Consider the following 17,435-nt stretch of genomic DNA (forward strand, 5'->3'; position numbering starts at 1 on the left):
GCTTACGCCGCGATCCGAGAGTCCCCCTCCGCCACGGGTGACAGGGGGAACTGATGTTGTGGAATCCGGCGTCCGAGAGACTGCGGTGGGTTCGACGGGACACCCCCGTCGGCCTCCCGACCGAGGCCGTGACCTGGGCGCCTGCCGTGCTTGCAGCAGGTTGGCTCCGCCTCGACTCGGCTCTCTGGTCGACCGTGTCCCCGGATGCGTTGCTGGCCACCGCCCTCGTCGCGATCGGCCTTCAGGTCGTCGTCTCGGTCGCCGCGGGACACATTCGCGGACGACACGTCGTCGGCGCGGCCGACGACGCGCTGCACGTGAGCGGAACGATTCTCGTGACCGGATCGACGCTGTTCGCGATCGGCCTGACGCCGTTGCTGTCCATTCCCCGATCGATCCCGTTGATCGCCGTCCTGGTCGCGATCCCGCTCGCGGTCGGCCCCCGGGTCGCCGCCCGCCTGCTCCGGGAGCGCCGCAACCGTCCGGACCCGGCCTCCGCCGACCAGGTGATCGTCTTCGGTGCGGGTCAACGCGGCCAGCAGATCATCCGTTCGATGCTCGGGGAGACCGGTTCCGGCTACCTCCCGGTCGCACTGATCGACGACGACCCCCGCGCTCGCCGGCGCCGGATCTCCGGCGTGCCGGTCCTCGGGTCACGCGCGGATCTGCCGCGGATCATCGGGGAGACCGGGGCGACGCTGCTCGTCGTCGCGATCCACGACCTCCCGGTGGACGTGATGCGCGAGGTCAGCCGGGTCGCCACCGGTGCCGGGCTGCAGGTGAAGGTCATTCCCGCGCTGATGGACGTGTTCCGGCCCTGGATCGGCCTCACCGATCTGCAGGACCTCGACATCGCGGATCTGATCGGGCGGACCCCGGTCGAGGTCGACGTCGGCGCCATCGCCGAGTACCTGGCGGGCCGGACCGTCCTGGTCACCGGCGCCGGCGGCTCCATCGGCTCGGAACTCTGCCGCCAGGTTCACCGGTTCGGGCCCGCCTCGCTGCTGATGCTGGACCGGGACGAGTCGGCACTGCACGCCCTGCAGCTCTCGATCAGCGGGCGTGCCCTGCTGGACTCGCCGGACGTCATCCTCGCCGACATCCGCGACGCCGACACGATCCGGCGGGTCTTCCTCGAGCGGCGGCCGGACGTCGTGTTCCACGCCGCCGCACTCAAGCACCTCCCGATGCTGGAGCAGTACCCCGCCGAGGCGTGGCAGACGAACGTGCTCGGCACGCGCAACGTCCTCGACGCCGCGCGGGAGGCCGAGGTCCGGCGGTTCGTCAACATCTCGACCGACAAGGCCGCGAACCCGACCAGCGTGCTCGGGATGTCGAAGCGGATCGGCGAACGCCTGGTCGCAGGCATGGACGGCGTGGCCGACGGGGCGTACGTCTCGGTGCGGTTCGGCAACGTGCTCGGCAGCAGGGGATCGGTGCTCACCACGTTCTCCGAGCAGATCGCGGCCGGCCGACCGATCACGATCACACATCCCGACGTGACCCGGTTCTTCATGACGATCCCGGAAGCCGTCCGTCTCGTGATCCAGGCCGGTGCGGTCGGGGAGCCCGGCGAGGTGCTCGTCCTGGACATGGGCGCGCCCGTCCGGATCGTCGACATCGCCCGCCAGCTCACCCTGCTCGCCGGGCGGTCGGTGCAGATCACCTACACCGGCCTGCGGGACGGCGAGAAGCTGCACGAGGACCTGTTCGGCGACGGCGAGCCCGACGTCCGTCCCGTGCACCCCGCGGTGTCACACGTCCCGGTCCCGGCGTTGCCCGGGACCGCCCTGCCACCCGACCCGCCCGCGGGCGGCACGGTTGCCGTGCTGCGGGCGCTCGCGGACCGTGCACCGGACACCGATGCTGCGGTGACGGACGGTCCCGGCTCCCGCGTGGCCGGCCGGGCCACCGTCGTCTCGCTCGGGGACCGGCGGTGACCGCCGCCCCGGTGCGGCCGTCCACCGGGCCACGCACCGGGCTCGCCATCACCGGCGGGACCCCGGTGCGGACGGCGCCGATGCCCGGCTGGCCGCATTTCGAGGTCGAGGACGCCGCCACGGTGTCGGAGATCCTGCTGTCCGGGCGGGTGAACTACTGGACGGGCGAGCAGGGACGGGCGTTCGAGGCCGAGTTCGCGCGCTGGGCCGGGGCCCGGCACGCGGTCGCGATGGCGAACGGGACGGTCGCCCTCGAGATCGCGTTGCGGGCGATCGGCGTCGGCCCGGGCACCGAGGTCGTCGTGCCGGCCGCGACGTTCATCGCGACCGCGAGCGCCGTCGTCGCCTGCGGGGGAGTGCCGGTCGTGGTCGACGTCGACCCCGACTCGCAGGCGCTCACGCCGGCGACCGTGGAACCGGCGCTGACCCGACGGACCCGTGCCGTGGTGGCGGTGCACGTCGGCGGGTACCCGGCCGACACCGCGGCGCTCGCCCGGCTCACCGCGGACCGCGGGATCGACCTGGTCGAGGACTGCGCACAGGCGCACGGTGCCCGGCGTGCCGGGCTCCCGGTGGGCACGCACGCCCGGATCGCCGCATGGTCGTTCTGTCAGGACAAGATCATGAGTACCGCGGGCGAGGGCGGTGCGGTCACCACGTCCGACGACGATCTCGCGCGACGGTGCTGGAGCCTCAAGGACCACGGCAAGGACCATGCTGCCGTCCACGGGCCCGCGGCGGCCCCCGGCTTCCGCTGGCTGCACACCACGTTCGGGACGAACGCCCGGATGACCGAGATCCAGGCGGCCGTCGGACGGCGGCAGCTGCACCTGCTCGCCGGCTGGGTCGCGCGGCGCCGGGAGCACGCGTGTGTGCTGCGGGATGCGCTCGGCGGCCTTCCCGCACTCCGGCTCCCACGGGTCCCGGACGACGCCGAGCACGCCTACTACCGCTTCTACGCCCACGTCCGGCCGGCGGCCCTCGGCCCGGGCTGGGACCGCGACCGGGTGGTCGCGGCGATCGTCGCCGAGGGCGTCCCGTGCGCGTTCGGCGGATGCACCGAGATCTACCGGGAGCGGGCGTTCGACCGGACCGGGCGTCCGGCCGGGCGGCTGCCGGTCGCCCGGGAGCTCGGCGAGACGTCACTGGTCCTCCCCGTGCATCCCACACTGTCCGCGGACGACGTCGGCGACCTGGCGGCCGCCACCCGAAAGGTGCTCGCGGAGGCGACGGCATGAGGCGGGTGCTGGACGTCGTGGTGTCCCTGCTCGCCGGCCTGCTGCTGTTGCCGGTGATCGCCGCCGTGGCGCTCGCCGTGCTGGTGACGATGGGCCGCCCGGTGCTGTTCCGGCAGGAGCGCGCGGGCCTCGGCGGCGTGCCGTTCCGGTTGCTGAAGTTCCGGACGATGCGCCCGCCGTCGGAGTTCGGGCAGCCCGACGCGGCACGGACCCCCGCGGTGGGCCGGTTCCTGCGCGCGAGCAGCCTCGACGAGCTGCCGCAGCTGTGGAACATCCTGCGCGGGGACATGTCGCTGATCGGCCCCCGGCCGGCACTGCCCTTGCAGGTGGAGCACTACACGGCCCGCCAGCGCGGACGGCTGGCCGTGCGGCCGGGCCTGACCGGCTGGGCCCAGGTCAACGGCCGCAACGCGATCAGCTGGCCCGAACGGATCGAGCTGGACCTGTGGTGGATCGACCATCGCGGGGCGGGCCTGGACCTGCGGATCGTCGCGCTCACCGCCCTCCGGACCGTCCGGCCCTCCGGGGTGCACGGCGTCGATGGGATCAACGACGGGTTCCCGACCGCCTCCGGCACGGTCGTGGACTTCTGGGGCGCCCGCCCTGCAGCCCCAGGCTCGGCGCACGGGAGCGTCCCGGCCCCGCGTGCGGAACCGGGGGTCCCGGACGCGCCCGCAACGGATCAGGCCCGGACCGCGGGCGACCGGTAGGCGGGGAAGAAGTCACCGGCCTCACCGGACCGCCGGGCGAGGCGCCGGTAGGCCTGAGGGTCGCCGACGAGGTCGTGGGTGGCGAACACGCCGGTCGTGTTGGCGAACAGGCTCTTGAAGCGGTGCAGGCTGTCCCCCTCGGTCATCCCGCCGCCGAGGTTGAGCGGGACGCCCACCGTCTCGGCCAGTTCCGTCATGGCGATCATCATGTTCTTCGCCGGGGACGCCGCTCGGTGGGCGTCGGCGGTGCCGCCGAGGTGGTAGTGCAGTACCCCGTCGCTGCGGACGACCAGCGCGGCGGCCGCGACGTCACCGTCCGGGCCGTGCACCACGACCAGCCAGGACGAGTCCTCGGTCAGGCAGGCCGCCAGGTAGGCCGGCGAGTAGAGGTACCGCGCCGCCGCCCCGACGCCGACCATGGTCTCGGTGTAGGCGGTGTGGAAGCCGGCGAGCAGGTCCGGCCCGGCCTGCGGACCCGGAACCACGGCACAGGCGTAGCCGGCCCGCTCGTTGCTGCGGGCCTTCGTCGCGGTCCGCCGGTTCAGCCGGCGCGGGAGCGCCGGGTCGTGCAGCAGCACCGGCTGCCGCGGCCGGGCACCGTGCACTGCGGGTGTCCCGAGCCGCTCCCGCAGGAACACGCTGACCAGCCCGGTCGGACGGAGGTCCAGGTCCCCGGCGGTGACCTGCGGACCTTCGCACCGGGCACCCGGATAGCCGTAGGGGGAGATCGCGTCGTACCCGCCGTCGCCGGGGATCTCGCGGACGATCACCGGCACCGCGAGCCGGCCGTCCTCGGTGACGACCGTGTGCGTGACCCCCTCCGCACGCAGGAAACCCGCGCTGCGGAAGAACTCGGCGTCCGTCGCGGCGGCACCGCCGTCGGCCAGCAGGGCGGTGCCCACGGTGCGGGCCGGGGCGGTCACGACGCCAGCCGGGCGTCGCGGCGGGCCCGGGACGCGTCGAGCAACCCCGGCGCCACCCGGTCGCAGTAGTCGGCCTGGGTGAGCACGTCGCACCGGCCGGCGTCACGCAGCCGGACGACGTCGGTGACGATGTCGCGCAACAGCTCCAACGTCCCCGGGCCGGATGCCAGGTTCTCCGGGTGGGTCCAGACGTGCACGACGCCGCCGGTGCGCGCTGCGGTCGACAGCGACCGCCGGAACCGGGACCGGGTCACCCGGGGTGGGACCGCCCGGCGCGGACCGGAGCGCCAGTTCAGGAAACGGCCGGCCGGGATCCGGACCGGGACGTCGGCCGGCGGGTCGGTGTCCGGCGCCGCCGGGGACAGTTCCTCGAACAGCGCCCCCGGTCGGGACCGCGATGGGCGGGCGTCCCGCGCGCCCGCGATGCCGAACTCGGCGAGCACCTGCCGGTGCGCCACCCGGTTGCGGGGGTAGACGAAGGTCCGCACCTGGCGGGCGAGCTCGGGCGCGGCGTCGAACGCGAGCTGCAGCTCCGCGCGCGCGGCGTCCGCGGTGAATCCCGGGTGGTCCCACGGCACGTGAGTGGCCCCGTGCAGGGCGAGTTCGTGCCGGGTGCGCGCGGACCGCACCGCGTCGAAGGCCCACTGCCCGGACCACCCCTCGCCCGCGCAGGCCCGTTCCGCGTGCTCCACGTAACCGGGCAGCCGGGCCGCGGCGCGGCGCAGGTCCGGGCGCAGCGCGCGGAGCCGGTCGGGCGGCAGGGTGAACGCCGCCACGAAGGCGAACGTCGCGGGGACCGCCGCGGCGTCGAGTACCGCGAGCAGCCCGTGGTAGGCCTCGCGCAGTGCCCGGTCGGTCAGCGCGCGGGCGTGCGGGGAGTCGAGGAGGTCCGCGACACCCCACCGTCCCTCGCAGTCGAGCGACAGGATGAACCGGGCGGTCACACCACGGCCCTCGCCCGCTGCGCGGCGAGCACGCCCAGCAGGTGCCGGACGTTGTGGTGCTCGGGACTCCGGTGGTCGTGCCACTCGCCGCGCTCGTAGGCCGCGGCGACGTCCGCCATGGCCCGGGCCACGGTGCGGGTCGCCCGGAAACCGAGCGTGCGGGCCAGCTTCTCCGAACTGACCACGTAGGACCGCTCGTCGTCGCGAGCCGGTTCGTGGGTGAGCGTGACGGGACCGCGGCCGTCGGCCTGCACCACGTCGCGCGCGGTCGTCGCGAGCTCGAGGATCGACGTGTTCTCCCCGCCCACGTTGAACACCTCTCCCCCGATGCGGTCCCGAGGCGCGTCGAGCAGGAGCTCGACGAGGTCGCAGACGTCGTGCAGGTGCACCTGCGGCCGGCACTGCTCACCGCCGACGACGGTGATCCGCCGATACCGCAGTGCCTCACCGAGCAGCAGGTTCGCGACCAGGTCGAACCGCATCCGGGGCGACCAGCCGCACAGCGTGGCCAGCCGGAGGTTCACCGTCGTCATCGACGGCGAGTCGTACGAGCGCACGAGCGGCTCGGCGTCCGCCTTGCACCGGGAGTACTCGCGCAGGCAGTTCAGCGGGTCGTCCTCGGTGATGTTCGGCCGGACGGCGATCCCGTACACCGAGAACGACGACGCGTTCACGAACGTCCGGACCCCCGCCTCCCGGCAGGCCTCGAGCAGCGGCGCGTACACGTCGAAGTTGATCGAACGGGTGAGCGCGCGGTCCAGGTCCCCGGACGGGTCGTTGGCGACGGCGGCGAGGTGCACCACCGCCTCGGCCCCGGTCAGCACGGCCCGCAGGACCGGAACGTCCCGGACGTCGACCGGCACGACCTGCAGCCCGGGATCGTGTCGGACCGAGGCCAGGCCGTGGTCGCCGAAGGTCAGGTCGTCGATCACGGTCACAGGACGCCCGGCCGCGAGCAGCCGCCGGGTCATGACCGACCCGAGGTAGCCGGCCCCGCCGGTCACGACGACCGGGCCCCGGCCGCTCATCGGGCCGCCCCGGCGGGGGCCGGCACCGACGCCTCCCAGTATCCGGTCTCCTCGACCAGCCGGTGGTAGTCGTCCCGGGTCACCCCGACGACGACCCGGTCCCAGTACCGGCCGTCCCGGTGGTACCAGTTGCGCAGCCGGCCCTCCTCTACCCAGCCGCACTTGCCGCAGTACAGCTTGATCGACGCCAGGTTGTACTCGATCATCGCGCCGTCCAGGCGCTGCAGCCGCAGCTCGTCGAACGCGTACCGCATCACGGTCATGACCGTGTCGACGCCGAGGCCGCGGCCGCGCAGCTCCTTGCTGCCGAGCAACATGCCGTGGAACGCGTGCCCGTCCCGCCAGTCGATGTCCACCAGGTTCGCGGTGCCGATCAACCCGAGATCCGATGTGTCGACGGCGAACCGCTGGTTGCGGGCGTCGTCCTTGAGCCCGTCGAACCACCGGCGCTGCGAGTCCCGCGAGTGCGGGAAGTGCCAGCCGGCCAGCAGCCTCCCGATCTCGGGGTCGTTGGCCCAGTCGTGCAGCGCCGGGAGGTCCTCCTCCTCGACGGCGCGCAGCCGGACGGTCCTGCCGATGATGTTCATGATGCCTCCCGACGCTGGGACGGACCGGGGACCCGGTCGAGCGCGACCGGTGGGACGACGGACGACTCGTCGCCGTCCCGGGGCGTGTTAGCCGCCCGCAGCAGGGCCCGCAGGTACCCCTCGTGCGCCCGGTGTACGAGGGGTGCCGCGAACTCCGCGACCGCGCGTTCGCGGGCCGCCCGCCCGAGCCGGGACCGCTCCACGGGAGCGGTGAGCAGCCGCTCCAGCGCCGCGGCCAGGGCGCAGGCGTCACCGACCGGAACGACGAGACCGGTGCGGCCAGGGACCACCGAGTCGACGGCGCCGGTCGCGTCGGTGGTCACGGTGGGCAGCCCGCACCCCGCGGCCTCCAGGCACACGTTCGGGAAGCCCTCGCGCCACGTCGGCAGGCAGTGCACGTCGAGCACCCGGTAGATCGGCAGCGGGTCGGCGCGGCCACCGAGCAGCAGGATCGGAAGTCCCTCGTCGTCGCGGGCCCGGCGGACCCGCTCGGCGGTGCCCGGATCCTCGGCCGGGCCGGCCAGCAGCAGCCGGGCGGTCACCCCGCGGACACGGAGCAGCCGCATCGCGTCGACGAGCTCCGGCACCCCCTTGTCGGGGGTGATCCGGCCGACGAACCCGACGACCGGGCCCCCACCGAGCGCTGCGAGCGCGTCGTCGAGCTCCGGGTCACCGGGTGGTCCGGGGGTGAACCGCTCCACGTCGACACCGTGCGAGCTGCCCGCGCCGAGCACGTCGAGCCGGCCGGCCGCGATCATCCGGAGCCGGACGAGCTCCCGGCCGAGGCTGCCGCTGTTGGCCAGTACCCGGTGCGCCGCCCGGGCCGACAGCGTCTCCAGGCCACGCACCAGCAGCCGGGACGGGCCGGTGAGGGTCTCGCTGCGCAGACCCCACGCCAGGTGCACGACCACCGGTACCCGGCACGTCCGTGCGGCCAGCGTCGCCAGCAGTCCGGCCTTGGGGGTGGCCGCCAGCACCACGTCCGGGCGCAGCTCGCGGAACGCCCGGAACAGCAGGTGAAGCGAGCGCAGGTCACCGGGCGCCGGGTCACGTGCCATCGGCACCTCCCGCACCTGCACTCCCGCCCCGGTCAGGGCGGCGAGCCCGGGACCGGGCGCGCACAGAACCGTGACCCGCCAGCCGGCCGCGGCGAGATGCCCGGCCAGGCCCGGCAGGAAGGACACGGCGGTGGCGTGGCTGGTCACCGCGATCGCGACGTGAGGTCGGGGCATGCGTCACCTCTCCGGGAGGGGGCCGGCCCGGCCGGCCGGCTCGTCGGTGCCGGCGGCGACGCCCGCGGCGTCGTCCCGATCGGCCTGCCGGGCCGCGCCCGGAACCTGCGCCCACGCCAGGGCGGCGCACAGCGCGTGCCCGGACAGCAGGCCGGCCGCGGCTCCCTCGGCCCCGGCCAGCGCCCCGCCGGCGAGGGCGAGCACCAGCAGCACCGGTGCAGCCACCAGCCGCGCCCGCACCATCCGCCCGGGCCGGCGCAGCGCACCCATCGCGGTCATCGCGCCGTAGACGACCCCCTCGGCGACCAGGCTGATCCCCAGCAGCAGCCGCGTGGAACCGGTGAGCTCCCACGTGGAACCCATGAGCAGTCGCCCGGCCGACGACGGCAGCAGCACCGCGAGAACGCACCAGAGCGCGCCGATCCCCCCGAGCGCGGCCGAGACGAACCCGGCGACCCGGACCGTCGCGGCCGGCGTGCCGGCCCGGACCGCGTCCACCATCGCCAGCGCGTAGACCGAGGCGAACAGCGTCGCGATCGGCCCGAACAGCAGGTAGGCGGCGCGGAGCACCCCGGTCTCGGTGAAGTCGGAGACCAGGGGCATCGCGAGCATGACGATCTGCGGCGGCAGCGTGTTCAGCGCGTAGGCGCCCAGCAGCGGCACGGTCAGGGCGCGGTGCCGGAGCAGCCAGCGGTGCGGCAGCGCGCGGGCCGGGACCAGCCGCCTCCGCCGCAGCCCGGCGAGCGCCGACACCACCGCCCCCGCGCCCCAGGCCGCGACGAACGTCCACATGGGCGGCTGCGTGGACACGGCCATCACGACGGCGGTCAGCCCGATCTGGACACCCGCCCACAGCGCGTCCAAGCCGGCCGCAGACCGCGGCCGGCCCGCCGCGACCGACACCCCGCGCAACGCGTCCTGGAGCAGGACGAACGGGAACACGACCGCCAGCACGACCAGCACCGCCCGCATCGCCCCGGTGACGGGGACGGCGGCGACCAGGCAGCAGGCCGCGGCCAGCGTCCCGACTCCGGCCGCGTAGCCGGTGCTCTGCCGGCCACCACGGCACAGGCCGTCGCGATCGCCGGAATGGGCGATCGTCAACACCGTGTTCCCGGTCTCGCGAACCAGCGCCACGGCCAGGATCAACAGGACCAGCACCAGCGCGAACCGCCCGAACTCGGCGGCCGGCTGGGACCTGGCGACGAGGAACGACAGAAGGAAGTTGGTGCCCGCGTTGAGGCCCTGGGACAGCACGCCCCAGTGCGCCTGCCGCAGCGACGACCGGGCCATCAGGTGCGTACCGCGGCGCGCTCGGTCGCGCCCGCCGGGCGGCGTGCCGACAGCGACCAGGCGGCGGCCCCCAGCCCGATCACCAGCCACCAGTGCCGCTGGTAGAAGGCCTCGATGCCGACCGAGAGCCCGAGCATCGCGGCGTGCGCGGCCAGCAGCGCGAGGGCGAGCGGCCGCTCGTCCGGCGGGGCCAGCCGGTGTGCGCCGAGCAACCGGGACGCGACGCTCCACACCAGGGCCAGGAACACGAGCAGGCCGACGAGTCCCAGCTCGGTCAGGAACCACAGGGTCGTGTTGTGCACGATCACGCCGTGGCGCTCCTGGTAGGTCCCGACGCCGGTGCCGAGCAGCGGCGACCGTGCCAGCTCCGCCAGCGCGTCCTCGCCGATCGACAGCCGGGACTGCACCTGGTCGGGGCGCTGGATCAGCCCCAGCGGGTTCGCCAGCAACAGCGCGAGGAACGTGCCGAGCAGCGGGACCGCGAGCAACGCACCGGCGACCATCCGGCGCAGCGGACGGGCGGCCGCCCGCGGCCGCAGTGCGGCGAGCGCGAGCACGCCGGCGGTGAACCCGATCCAGGCCGAGCGGGAGAACGTGAGCAGCAGCGCGACCGGCAGGACCACGTCGGCGACCCGGGCGACGGGGCCGGTCAACAGCGGCCGGGCCGCGGTTGTCGTGACCAGGTGCATCAGCAGGGCGACGGCAACGAGACCACCGAAGGCGTTCGGGTCGATCAGGAATCCCGTCAGGCGGACCCCCGGGAACGGCTCGTTCAGGACCGGGATGACCGTTCCGGCTGCGGCGGCGAGGACGTACCCGAACACCCCGGCCGTCGCGTTCAGCAGCACCGAGACCATGAAGACCCGGAGCAGACCCCGCAACCGGTCCCAGGAGCGCGCGAAGTCGACCAGGCAGGCGAACCCGGCCAGCAGGATCACCAGCCCCGCCGCCTTCTGGAGGTAGGCGTACTGGGTGAGGTATCCCGAGCGGACGTAGGCGACCAGCATTCCGGTGCCCATCAGTGCGGGCAGTACCAGGAGCCATGCGCTCCAGGCCCGCGGGACGTACCGGATCCGGGGCAACGCGACGACCAGGTAGGCGGCCAGGGCGACGTCGGACGGGGCCAGTCGCAGCGGCAGGCCGAACGAGCCTGCCTCGAGCTGGATCGGCATGAGGGCGACGTAGGCCGCGAGGAGGACGCCCGGCAGGGTCCGGAACGGCCGGTCGGCCTGCGACGCCGCGCCCCGTCGATCCACGCGACCCCTCCCGATCCGGCCCTCCCCCGGCGGCGGGAAGGGACGCCGGAGGGCTCGGCGCCGCACCCGGCTCCGTTACCGCCCTAACGCCGGGTCGGGATCCGGCGAGTCCGCCGGGGAGAGCGGATCGCGACGACGTGACGGAAAGGTCGGTGTCCATGGCCGACGTGCAGGCCGACGAGGCCGAGTTCGGGTTCTGGCGGCGGGTGGTCCGACGCCGGTGGGCGCTGATCCTCACGATCGTGCTGGTCGGGACCGCCGTGGCCGCGCTTCTGGCGGCGCTGATGCTCCCGGCCTACAGCGCGTCCGCCCAGGTGACCGTGCGTAACGGCGACCCGGTGACCGAGACCCAGTTCCTCGGGAGCAGCGCCGTGCAGGACGAGGTGGCCGACCGGCTGGGGTTCCGGCCGGATGTCGTCGTCACGGGAGCGGAGGGCACGATCCTCACCGTGACCGCCAACGCCGGGTCCGCCGAGCAGGCGGTGCTCGCCGCGAACACCTACGTCGACACGGCCGTCGCCATGCGGGCACGGTCGGCCGGCAGCGAGCGCGCCCAGGTGGCGGAGGCGTTCGCCCGGCAGATCGCCGAGGTCCAGGCCGAGCGGGAGGAACCGCGGACCCCGCCGGACCGGGTACGGCAGCTGGACCAGGAACGGGCCGCCTACGAGCAGGCCGCCGCGGCGGCGCAGGCGACACCTCCCGCAGCCATCCCGACCGTGCTCGCCCGGGCGACCGCGTCCGACGTGACCCGTCCGGACCCGGTCCTCTACACCGCCGGTGCGGCGGTCGTCGCGCTGCTCGCCGGGCTGGCGATCGCCGGGGCGGCCGAGCACGCCGACCGCCGGGTCCGCGGGGCGGAGTCCGCCGCGGCCGCACTGGCCGGCACACCGCTGGGAACGACCCCCGGCGCGGGTGACGCGAGCGGGGCGACGCGCTGGTGGCGCCGGCTCACCGGGACGTCGCGGCGGGGCGGGATCGCCGAGCCGGGTTCGGCCGATGCCGACGCGTTCACCCTGGTCCGCCGCCGGTTGCAGGGCCGGGGTGATCTCGAGCCGCACGGCGCGCTGCTGGTGTGCGCCGCGGACGCGCGGGACTCGGCCAACGCCGTCGTCGTCGGGGTGAACCTCTGCCAGAGTTTCGCGCGGGCGGGGCTGAAGGCCGTCCTGGTGTCAGCCGACTTCCGGGGCGGCGACACCGTACCCGCGGTCCTGCACCTGTTCGCCGAGGGCGACGGTCTCGGCGGGGTGCTCGCCGGGGGCGACCCCGGGGCCGCCCTGCAGTCGACCGTGACCCCCGGGATGCAGGTGCTGCCGGCCGGCCGGGTCCCCGGCGGTCCGTACGACGCGCTGACCGGAGACCGGTTCGCCCACGCGCTCGACGAACTCCGCCTGCTGGCCGACGTCCTCGTCGTCGTCGCACCGCCGCTCACGTCCCATCCGGACGCGTTCGCCGTGGCCGAGATCGTCGACCTGCGGCTCGTCGTGGCCGGTCCGGATGCCCGTGTCCCGGAGCTGGAGCGCGCGGCCCGCGAGCTGGCGCGGACCGGGACGTCCGTCGACGGAGTGATCTACACAGCCGGCCGTGCACGGACCTGAGGGACGCCCGGGTGTGCGGAAGCCGTCACTCGTCCTGCTCGCCGCCGCGCTGCTCGTCATCGTGATCGGGTGCGCCCCGGCACCACCGCCGGAACCGCCGCCGACCGGGGCGGCGTCGGCGTGGGTGACCGACTCGCTGACCCGGGTCGGCCTCCGGGACACTCCGCGGACCGGCTCGGAGGCCCTGATCACGGCCCTGCGCGGGGAGACCGAGTCGTTCCAGATCGTGGTCTCCGGCGGCGCCACCGGCGCTGCCGGGCTCGACCTCGTCGTGAGCGACCTGGTCGGGCGGGCGGGGACCGTCCCGGCGTCGGCGGTGACCCGGTTCCGCGAGCACTACGTCGAGGTCACCGAGAGCAGCCCGGACGGCGGCGGCCGATCCCGACCGCAGCCCGCCGGGCACTTCCCGGACGTGCTGGTCCCGTTCACCGACCCGGACACCGGTGTCGCACTCCACGGGCGCGTCCGGGCGGCGGGTGCCAGCGTGGCCGCCGGCCGCAACCAGCCGTACTGGGTGGACGTCACGGTGCCGCCGGACGCGGCACCGGGCGAGTACACCGGGCGCTGGACGGTCCGCGGCACGGGTGGCTTCACCGCGTCCGGCACGGTGCGGCTGAGCGTGGTGGACGCCGCCCTACCGGCGCGGCCCGCGCTGCACAGCGCCGTCCTGAACGGGTCGGGGCGGCCGGCGGTGAGCCGGGAGCTGCTGCGCAACCGGATCACGCCGACATCGGCGCGCCCCGGCCCCGGTGATCCGCTCTCCGCGGCGGTCACGACGACCGACACCGGTTTCTTCAGCGGCGCCGACCAGTACGTCTGCCGGCTCGACCCGCCCCCGACCCCGGCCGAGGTCGCGGCGGTGGCCGCACGGGCGGCTCCCGGCACGCTCCTGTTCAACTACACGGCCGACGAGATCGGCAACTGCCCGGATCTGCGGGCCGAGGTGCAGGCGTGGGGCCGGGCGCTGCACGGGGCCGGCGTCGCGCAGCTCCTCACCCAGACCCCGGACCCGGCGCTGTTCGACGACGGCACCGGGCGGACCGCGGTCGACATCTGGGTGGTGTTGCCCAAGCAGTACGACGCCGATCCCGCCGCCGTGCGGGAGGCACTCGACCGTGGCATGCAGGTGTGGTCGTACAACGCGCTCGTCCAGGACGGCTACTCGCCGAAATGGCTCATCGACTTCCCGCCGGTCCACCTGCGGGTCCAACCGGGGTTCCTCAACCAGGCACTCGGCCTGACCGGGCTGCTCTACTGGCGGGCCGACAACTGGGTGCAGGACGTGTGGACGGACGTGCACACCTACGCCGGTGGCTATCCGGGCGAGGGTGTGCTCGTCTACCCCGGCGAGGAGGTGGGCCTGCCCGGCGGCGCGGTCCCGTCGATCCGGCTGAAGTGGCTCCGCGACGGCGTCGACGACTACGACTACATCGACCTGGCCCGGGCGGGCGGCCACGAGCGAGCGGTCACCGAGATCGTGTCGACGGTCGCACGGTCATGGTCGGACTGGTCACCCGACCCGGTGGTCCTGCGGGCGGCCCGGGCCGAGCTCGTGCCGCTCGTCACGAACGCCGGCTGAGCGCGCCCCGGGTGCGCTCGGCCGCATGCAGGACGGACTTGGCCGTGGTGCGCACCCGGGGCGGGCCGAACTGCACACGGTGCTTGGCCGCGACCAACGCGACCCGGACCGCGAACCGCACGGCCCCGGCCACCGTCCGCGGCTCGTCGATCCGGTAGACGATCGGCCTGCTCTCGACGCCCCATTCGCGTTTGTAGTCCGACTCACCCGTCATGAAATCGAACTCCACGCATCGCGGACGCTCCACCAGGTCCTCGATCAGCTTGGTCACGAGAATCTTTCCCACGCTGTGTCGGCGGTACTTCTCGCGCTGCGTGGCGGCGTGCTGATAGAAGTAGTAACACCCGTCCTCGACGAGCGCGTAGACGAACGACAGGACGATTCCGTCGCCCTCCAGGACGGCGAGCTCGGCCCGGCCGTCCGCTGCCAGGTCGACCATCGCGTCGGCGTAGGGCGCGAAGCCCTCCGGGGTCTTCCAGCAGAACGAGGTGTACTCCCCGGCCCAGCGCTCGGCGAAGAGATGCTGCACTTTCGGCAGGACGTCCCGAAGCTCGTTCTCCCTGGTCACCACCCTGAAGCGAAGGTCGTCCACATCGGCGCGCAGGCGGCGTTCCTTGCGTCGGACCGTGGCCCACCACTTCCGGCCGTGGCAGGCCTCGAGTGCCGACCGGTCGGCCGGGACGCGAAACGAGAGCGCCCGCGAGTACGGGAGGTCGCGCACCCAGCGCCCGGCCGGGCGGGCTCCCGGGTCGAGCACGAGAACGGGACTCGGATTGTACTCGTTCCGGATGTACTCGAACATCGCGACCTCGGATTCCCGTGACCCTGCGGACCCGATCCTACCGTCTCCCGGAGTTCCGGAACACCATTACGGGTCGAATTCGAGAACTGCGCGATCCGGCCGCCGTGGCACACCACGCCGTCCGGATCCGCCCAGGTGCGGGGCGCCGCCCGGTATCCGGCTGACGTGGCTGCTCCGGTCGACGCAGCGCCCGCCGAGGCCGTCGCTTCCGGACCGGAAGCATCCGGCCAACCGAGAGCCCCCGACCGCTTCCGCCTCCCACCACCACCCGCGTGACCAGCTGTGACCATCCCCGCACGACGCGTGCCCGGAACGCCCCGGTGTGACCCGGTTCGCTGGCCGTGATCGATAACAATGCGGTAGTGGTGTTCGGTTGGACAACCAGACGCAGCCGGCACCCGGCACGCTCCCCAGCAGTCACGGAGAGGACCGCATGAACCCCGAGACCCCCGTCGTCATCCTCTGCGGAGGCAAGGGCACCCGGATCCGGGAGGCCAGCGAGAGCCTCCCCAAGGCCATGGTCGAGATCGGCGGCCGCCCGATCGTCTGGCACATCATGAAGATCTACCGCCAGCACGGCTTCCGCCGCTTCGTGCTCTGCCTCGGCTACAAGAGCTGGGCCATCAAGGAGTACTTCCTCGACTACCGGGCCCGGCTCTCCGACTTCACCCTCTCCATGGCCGACCGCCACCGCATCGACTTCCACAACGGCGTCGACGAGGACTGGGAGATCACCTTCGCCGAGACCGGCCTCGAGGCCGCCACCGGCTCCCGCATCCGCAAGATCGCCCCCTACATCGACACCGACCACTTCTTCCTCACCTACGGCGACGGCGTCGCCACCGTCGACGTCGCCGCGCTCGCGAAGGCACACGAGGAGTCCGGCAAGATCGGCACCGTCACCGGCGTCCACCCGACGTCGAAGTTCGGCGAGATGCACACCGACGGCAACCGCGTCGTCGAGTTCAACGAGAAGCCCACCCAGGTCTCCGGCTACGTCTCCGGTGGCTTCTTCGCGTTCCGCCGCGAGTTCCTCGAGAACTACCTCGGCGCCGAGGGCGACGACAACGTGTGGCTCGAGCACGAGCCGCTGCAGAAGCTCGCCCGCGACGGCGAGCTCAACGTGCGCCCGCACGAGGACTTCTGGTCCGCCATGGACACGTTCAAGGACTACGAGCACCTCAACGGTCTGTGGGCCAAGGGCGAGGCGCCCTGGAAGATCTGGGACTGACCCGCGCGGCGCCGGCGGGCCCGTGCAGGGTGGGCCCGCCGGGCGTCACGACGGCGTGCCGCTCAGCGTCTGCGCCGGATTCAGGTCCGCGAACTGCCGCACGCTGCCGTTGCGCACCGCGTCCCACAGCGACCGCCCGCGCGCCTCGTCCAGGTACACGACCGACTGCGCCCCTTCCCGGCCCAGCCCGGCCACCGGCGCGGTCACGAAGGTGACGTCCGAGCCGCGCAGGTTCCGGTTCGCCAGCGCCAGCTGCACCAGCCCGGTGTTGGACAGCGAGTCGTCGATGCTGACCGCGTCGCCGACGCTGGTGGCGAACGCGTACAGCGACGCCGGGTCGGTGCTCGCCGTGGCCTGCACCTTCTCGAGCAACGCCTTCATCGCGTTCTGCTGGCGCGCGGCTCGGTCGAGGTCGCCGTTCGGCAGGTCGTACCGCTGGCGGACGTATGCCAGTGCCTCCGCGCCGTCGAGGTGGTTGGTGCCCTCGGTGAACTCGACGCCGTCGTTGCTGGTGGCCCGCGCGACGGTCACGTCGATCCCGCCGACCGAGTCGACCAGGCTCGTGAAGCCGGCGAAGTCGACGACGCCGAAGTGGTCCACCCGCACCCCGGTCAGCTGCTCGACGGTCCCGATCAGCAGCGGCGCGCCACCGAACGCGTACGCGGCATTGATCTTGTTCGGGCCGTGGCCGGGGATCTCGACCCAGGAGTCGCGCGGGATCGAGACGACGCTCGCCGACGCGCCGTCCGGGGCGAGCGTCCCCAGCATGATCACGTCGGAGCGCTGGGACCCGGGGTCCGCGCTCGCCGCGGCCCCCGTCGTCGGTTCCGCGGAACGCGAGTCGGTGCCGACGAGCAGGAACGTGGTGCCGCCGAAGCTCGCCGGACGCTCGGTGTTCTCGAGCCCCTTGAACGCGTCGGGGATGCGGGGGACGTCGTTGCCGACCGACGCCACGAGCCAGGCGATCCCGCCGGCGACCAGCAGCAGGAGGGCCACGACGAGCGCCAGCAAGGTCCACAGGACCTTCCGCGTCCGTGTCGCGGGCGGGGCGGTGCGCATGGGTGTCCTCCCGGGACC

15 protein-coding genes are annotated in these 17,435 nt (G+C 73.8%); 6 read left to right on the forward strand and 9 right to left on the reverse strand.

What is annotated here, in order from left to right:
• Positions 1–194 precede the first annotated feature (194 nt).
• From H7X46_RS20735 to H7X46_RS20745, 3 genes are read left to right on the forward strand one after another with little or no spacing between them, the layout of a single operon-like run.
• Positions 195–1,940 (forward strand): nucleoside-diphosphate sugar epimerase/dehydratase, encoded by a 1,746-nt coding sequence (locus tag H7X46_RS20735; RefSeq protein ID WP_222131375.1) that lies wholly within the window; start codon positions 195–197, stop codon positions 1,938–1,940.
• Positions 1,937–3,178, forward strand: coding sequence for a DegT/DnrJ/EryC1/StrS aminotransferase family protein (locus H7X46_RS20740; protein WP_222131376.1), 1,242 nt, complete (start codon positions 1,937–1,939; stop codon positions 3,176–3,178). Before H7X46_RS20735 ends, H7X46_RS20740 begins: the two co-directional genes overlap by 4 nt.
• Positions 3,175–3,888, forward strand: a complete 714-nt coding sequence (locus H7X46_RS20745) for a sugar transferase (protein WP_186360985.1) — start codon at positions 3,175–3,177, stop codon at positions 3,886–3,888. The genes H7X46_RS20740 and H7X46_RS20745 overlap by 4 nt, the downstream gene beginning before the upstream one ends.
• On the opposite strand, the gene H7X46_RS30840 is transcribed toward H7X46_RS20745, so the two are convergent.
• The 7 genes from H7X46_RS30840 to H7X46_RS30845 are packed head-to-tail and all read right to left on the reverse strand — an operon-like array spanning position 3,861 to position 11,151.
• A complete protein-coding gene (locus tag H7X46_RS30840; protein WP_186360986.1) occupies positions 3,861–4,811 on the reverse strand; it encodes a GNAT family N-acetyltransferase in 951 nt (316 codons plus the stop codon). The two genes, H7X46_RS20745 and H7X46_RS30840, sit on opposite strands and share 28 nt — an antisense overlap.
• Entirely contained in the window at positions 4,808–5,755 is a 948-nt protein-coding gene (locus tag H7X46_RS20755) for a hypothetical protein (RefSeq protein WP_186360987.1), read from the reverse strand. Before H7X46_RS20755 ends, H7X46_RS30840 begins: the two co-directional genes overlap by 4 nt.
• Positions 5,752–6,783 carry an NAD(P)-dependent oxidoreductase gene (locus H7X46_RS20760; protein WP_186360988.1) on the reverse strand — a complete coding sequence of 344 codons (1,032 nt, stop codon included), beginning with the start codon at positions 6,781–6,783 and terminating at the stop codon, positions 5,752–5,754. Before H7X46_RS20760 ends, H7X46_RS20755 begins: the two co-directional genes overlap by 4 nt.
• Complete coding sequence (locus H7X46_RS20765) at positions 6,780–7,370, reverse strand: GNAT family N-acetyltransferase (RefSeq protein ID WP_186360989.1); 591 nt, start codon at positions 7,368–7,370, stop codon at positions 6,780–6,782. The genes H7X46_RS20760 and H7X46_RS20765 overlap by 4 nt, the downstream gene beginning before the upstream one ends.
• Entirely contained in the window at positions 7,367–8,602 is a 1,236-nt protein-coding gene (locus H7X46_RS20770) for a glycosyltransferase (protein WP_186360990.1), read from the reverse strand. The genes H7X46_RS20765 and H7X46_RS20770 overlap by 4 nt, the downstream gene beginning before the upstream one ends.
• A gap of 3 nt (positions 8,603–8,605) precedes the next feature.
• Positions 8,606–9,895 (reverse strand): hypothetical protein, encoded by a 1,290-nt coding sequence (locus H7X46_RS20775; RefSeq protein ID WP_186360991.1) that lies wholly within the window; start codon positions 9,893–9,895, stop codon positions 8,606–8,608.
• Positions 9,895–11,151, reverse strand: coding sequence for an O-antigen ligase family protein (locus tag H7X46_RS30845; RefSeq protein WP_186360992.1), 1,257 nt, complete (start codon positions 11,149–11,151; stop codon positions 9,895–9,897). The genes H7X46_RS20775 and H7X46_RS30845 overlap by 1 nt, the downstream gene beginning before the upstream one ends.
• A 158-nt stretch (positions 11,152–11,309) precedes the next feature.
• On the opposite strand from H7X46_RS30845, the gene H7X46_RS20785 reads away from it, so the two are divergent.
• Both H7X46_RS20785 and H7X46_RS30850 read left to right on the forward strand, forming a co-directional pair.
• Positions 11,310–12,746, forward strand: a complete 1,437-nt coding sequence (locus tag H7X46_RS20785; RefSeq protein WP_186360993.1) for a Wzz/FepE/Etk N-terminal domain-containing protein — start codon at positions 11,310–11,312, stop codon at positions 12,744–12,746.
• Between the two features lie 13 nt (positions 12,747–12,759).
• Complete coding sequence (locus H7X46_RS30850) at positions 12,760–14,325, forward strand: DUF4091 domain-containing protein (protein WP_186360994.1); 1,566 nt, start codon at positions 12,760–12,762, stop codon at positions 14,323–14,325.
• Here H7X46_RS30850 and H7X46_RS20795 read toward each other — a convergent pair.
• Entirely contained in the window at positions 14,309–15,127 is an 819-nt protein-coding gene (locus H7X46_RS20795; protein ID WP_186360995.1) for a GNAT family N-acetyltransferase, read from the reverse strand. The genes H7X46_RS30850 and H7X46_RS20795 overlap by 17 nt on opposite strands.
• A 433-nt stretch (positions 15,128–15,560) precedes the next feature.
• On the opposite strand from H7X46_RS20795, the gene H7X46_RS20800 reads away from it, so the two are divergent.
• Positions 15,561–16,358: a glucose-1-phosphate cytidylyltransferase gene (locus H7X46_RS20800; RefSeq protein WP_186360996.1), complete on the forward strand. Its 798-nt coding sequence runs from the start codon at positions 15,561–15,563 to the stop codon at positions 16,356–16,358.
• Between the two features lie 45 nt (positions 16,359–16,403).
• Here H7X46_RS20800 and H7X46_RS20805 read toward each other — a convergent pair whose 3' ends face one another.
• Complete coding sequence (locus tag H7X46_RS20805; RefSeq protein WP_186360997.1) at positions 16,404–17,417, reverse strand: LCP family protein; 1,014 nt, start codon at positions 17,415–17,417, stop codon at positions 16,404–16,406.
• Positions 17,418–17,435 lie beyond the last annotated feature (18 nt).

It is taken from the genome of Pseudonocardia sp. C8 (genome assembly GCF_014267175.1).
Classification (GTDB): Bacteria; Actinomycetota; Actinomycetes; order Mycobacteriales; family Pseudonocardiaceae; genus Pseudonocardia.

Excerpts from the sequence above, each read along its gene's own strand:
- H7X46_RS20805 (WP_186360997.1), bottom strand. The coding sequence starts at position 17,417 with ATGCGCACCGCCCCGCCCGCGACACGGACGCGGAAGGTCCTGTGGACC.
- H7X46_RS20765 (WP_186360989.1), bottom strand. The coding sequence starts at position 7,370 with ATGAACATCATCGGCAGGACCGTCCGGCTGCGCGCCGTCGAGGAGGAG.
- H7X46_RS20785 (WP_186360993.1), top strand. The coding sequence starts at position 11,310 with ATGGCCGACGTGCAGGCCGACGAGGCCGAGTTCGGGTTCTGGCGGCGG.
- H7X46_RS20795 (WP_186360995.1), bottom strand. The coding sequence starts at position 15,127 with ATGTTCGAGTACATCCGGAACGAGTACAATCCGAGTCCCGTTCTCGTG.
- H7X46_RS20760 (WP_186360988.1), bottom strand. The coding sequence starts at position 6,783 with ATGAGCGGCCGGGGCCCGGTCGTCGTGACCGGCGGGGCCGGCTACCTC.
- H7X46_RS20770 (WP_186360990.1), bottom strand. The coding sequence starts at position 8,602 with ATGCCCCGACCTCACGTCGCGATCGCGGTGACCAGCCACGCCACCGCC.
- H7X46_RS20800 (WP_186360996.1), top strand. The coding sequence starts at position 15,561 with ATGAACCCCGAGACCCCCGTCGTCATCCTCTGCGGAGGCAAGGGCACC.
- H7X46_RS20775 (WP_186360991.1), bottom strand. The coding sequence starts at position 9,895 with ATGGCCCGGTCGTCGCTGCGGCAGGCGCACTGGGGCGTGCTGTCCCAG.
- H7X46_RS20745 (WP_186360985.1), top strand. The coding sequence starts at position 3,175 with ATGAGGCGGGTGCTGGACGTCGTGGTGTCCCTGCTCGCCGGCCTGCTG.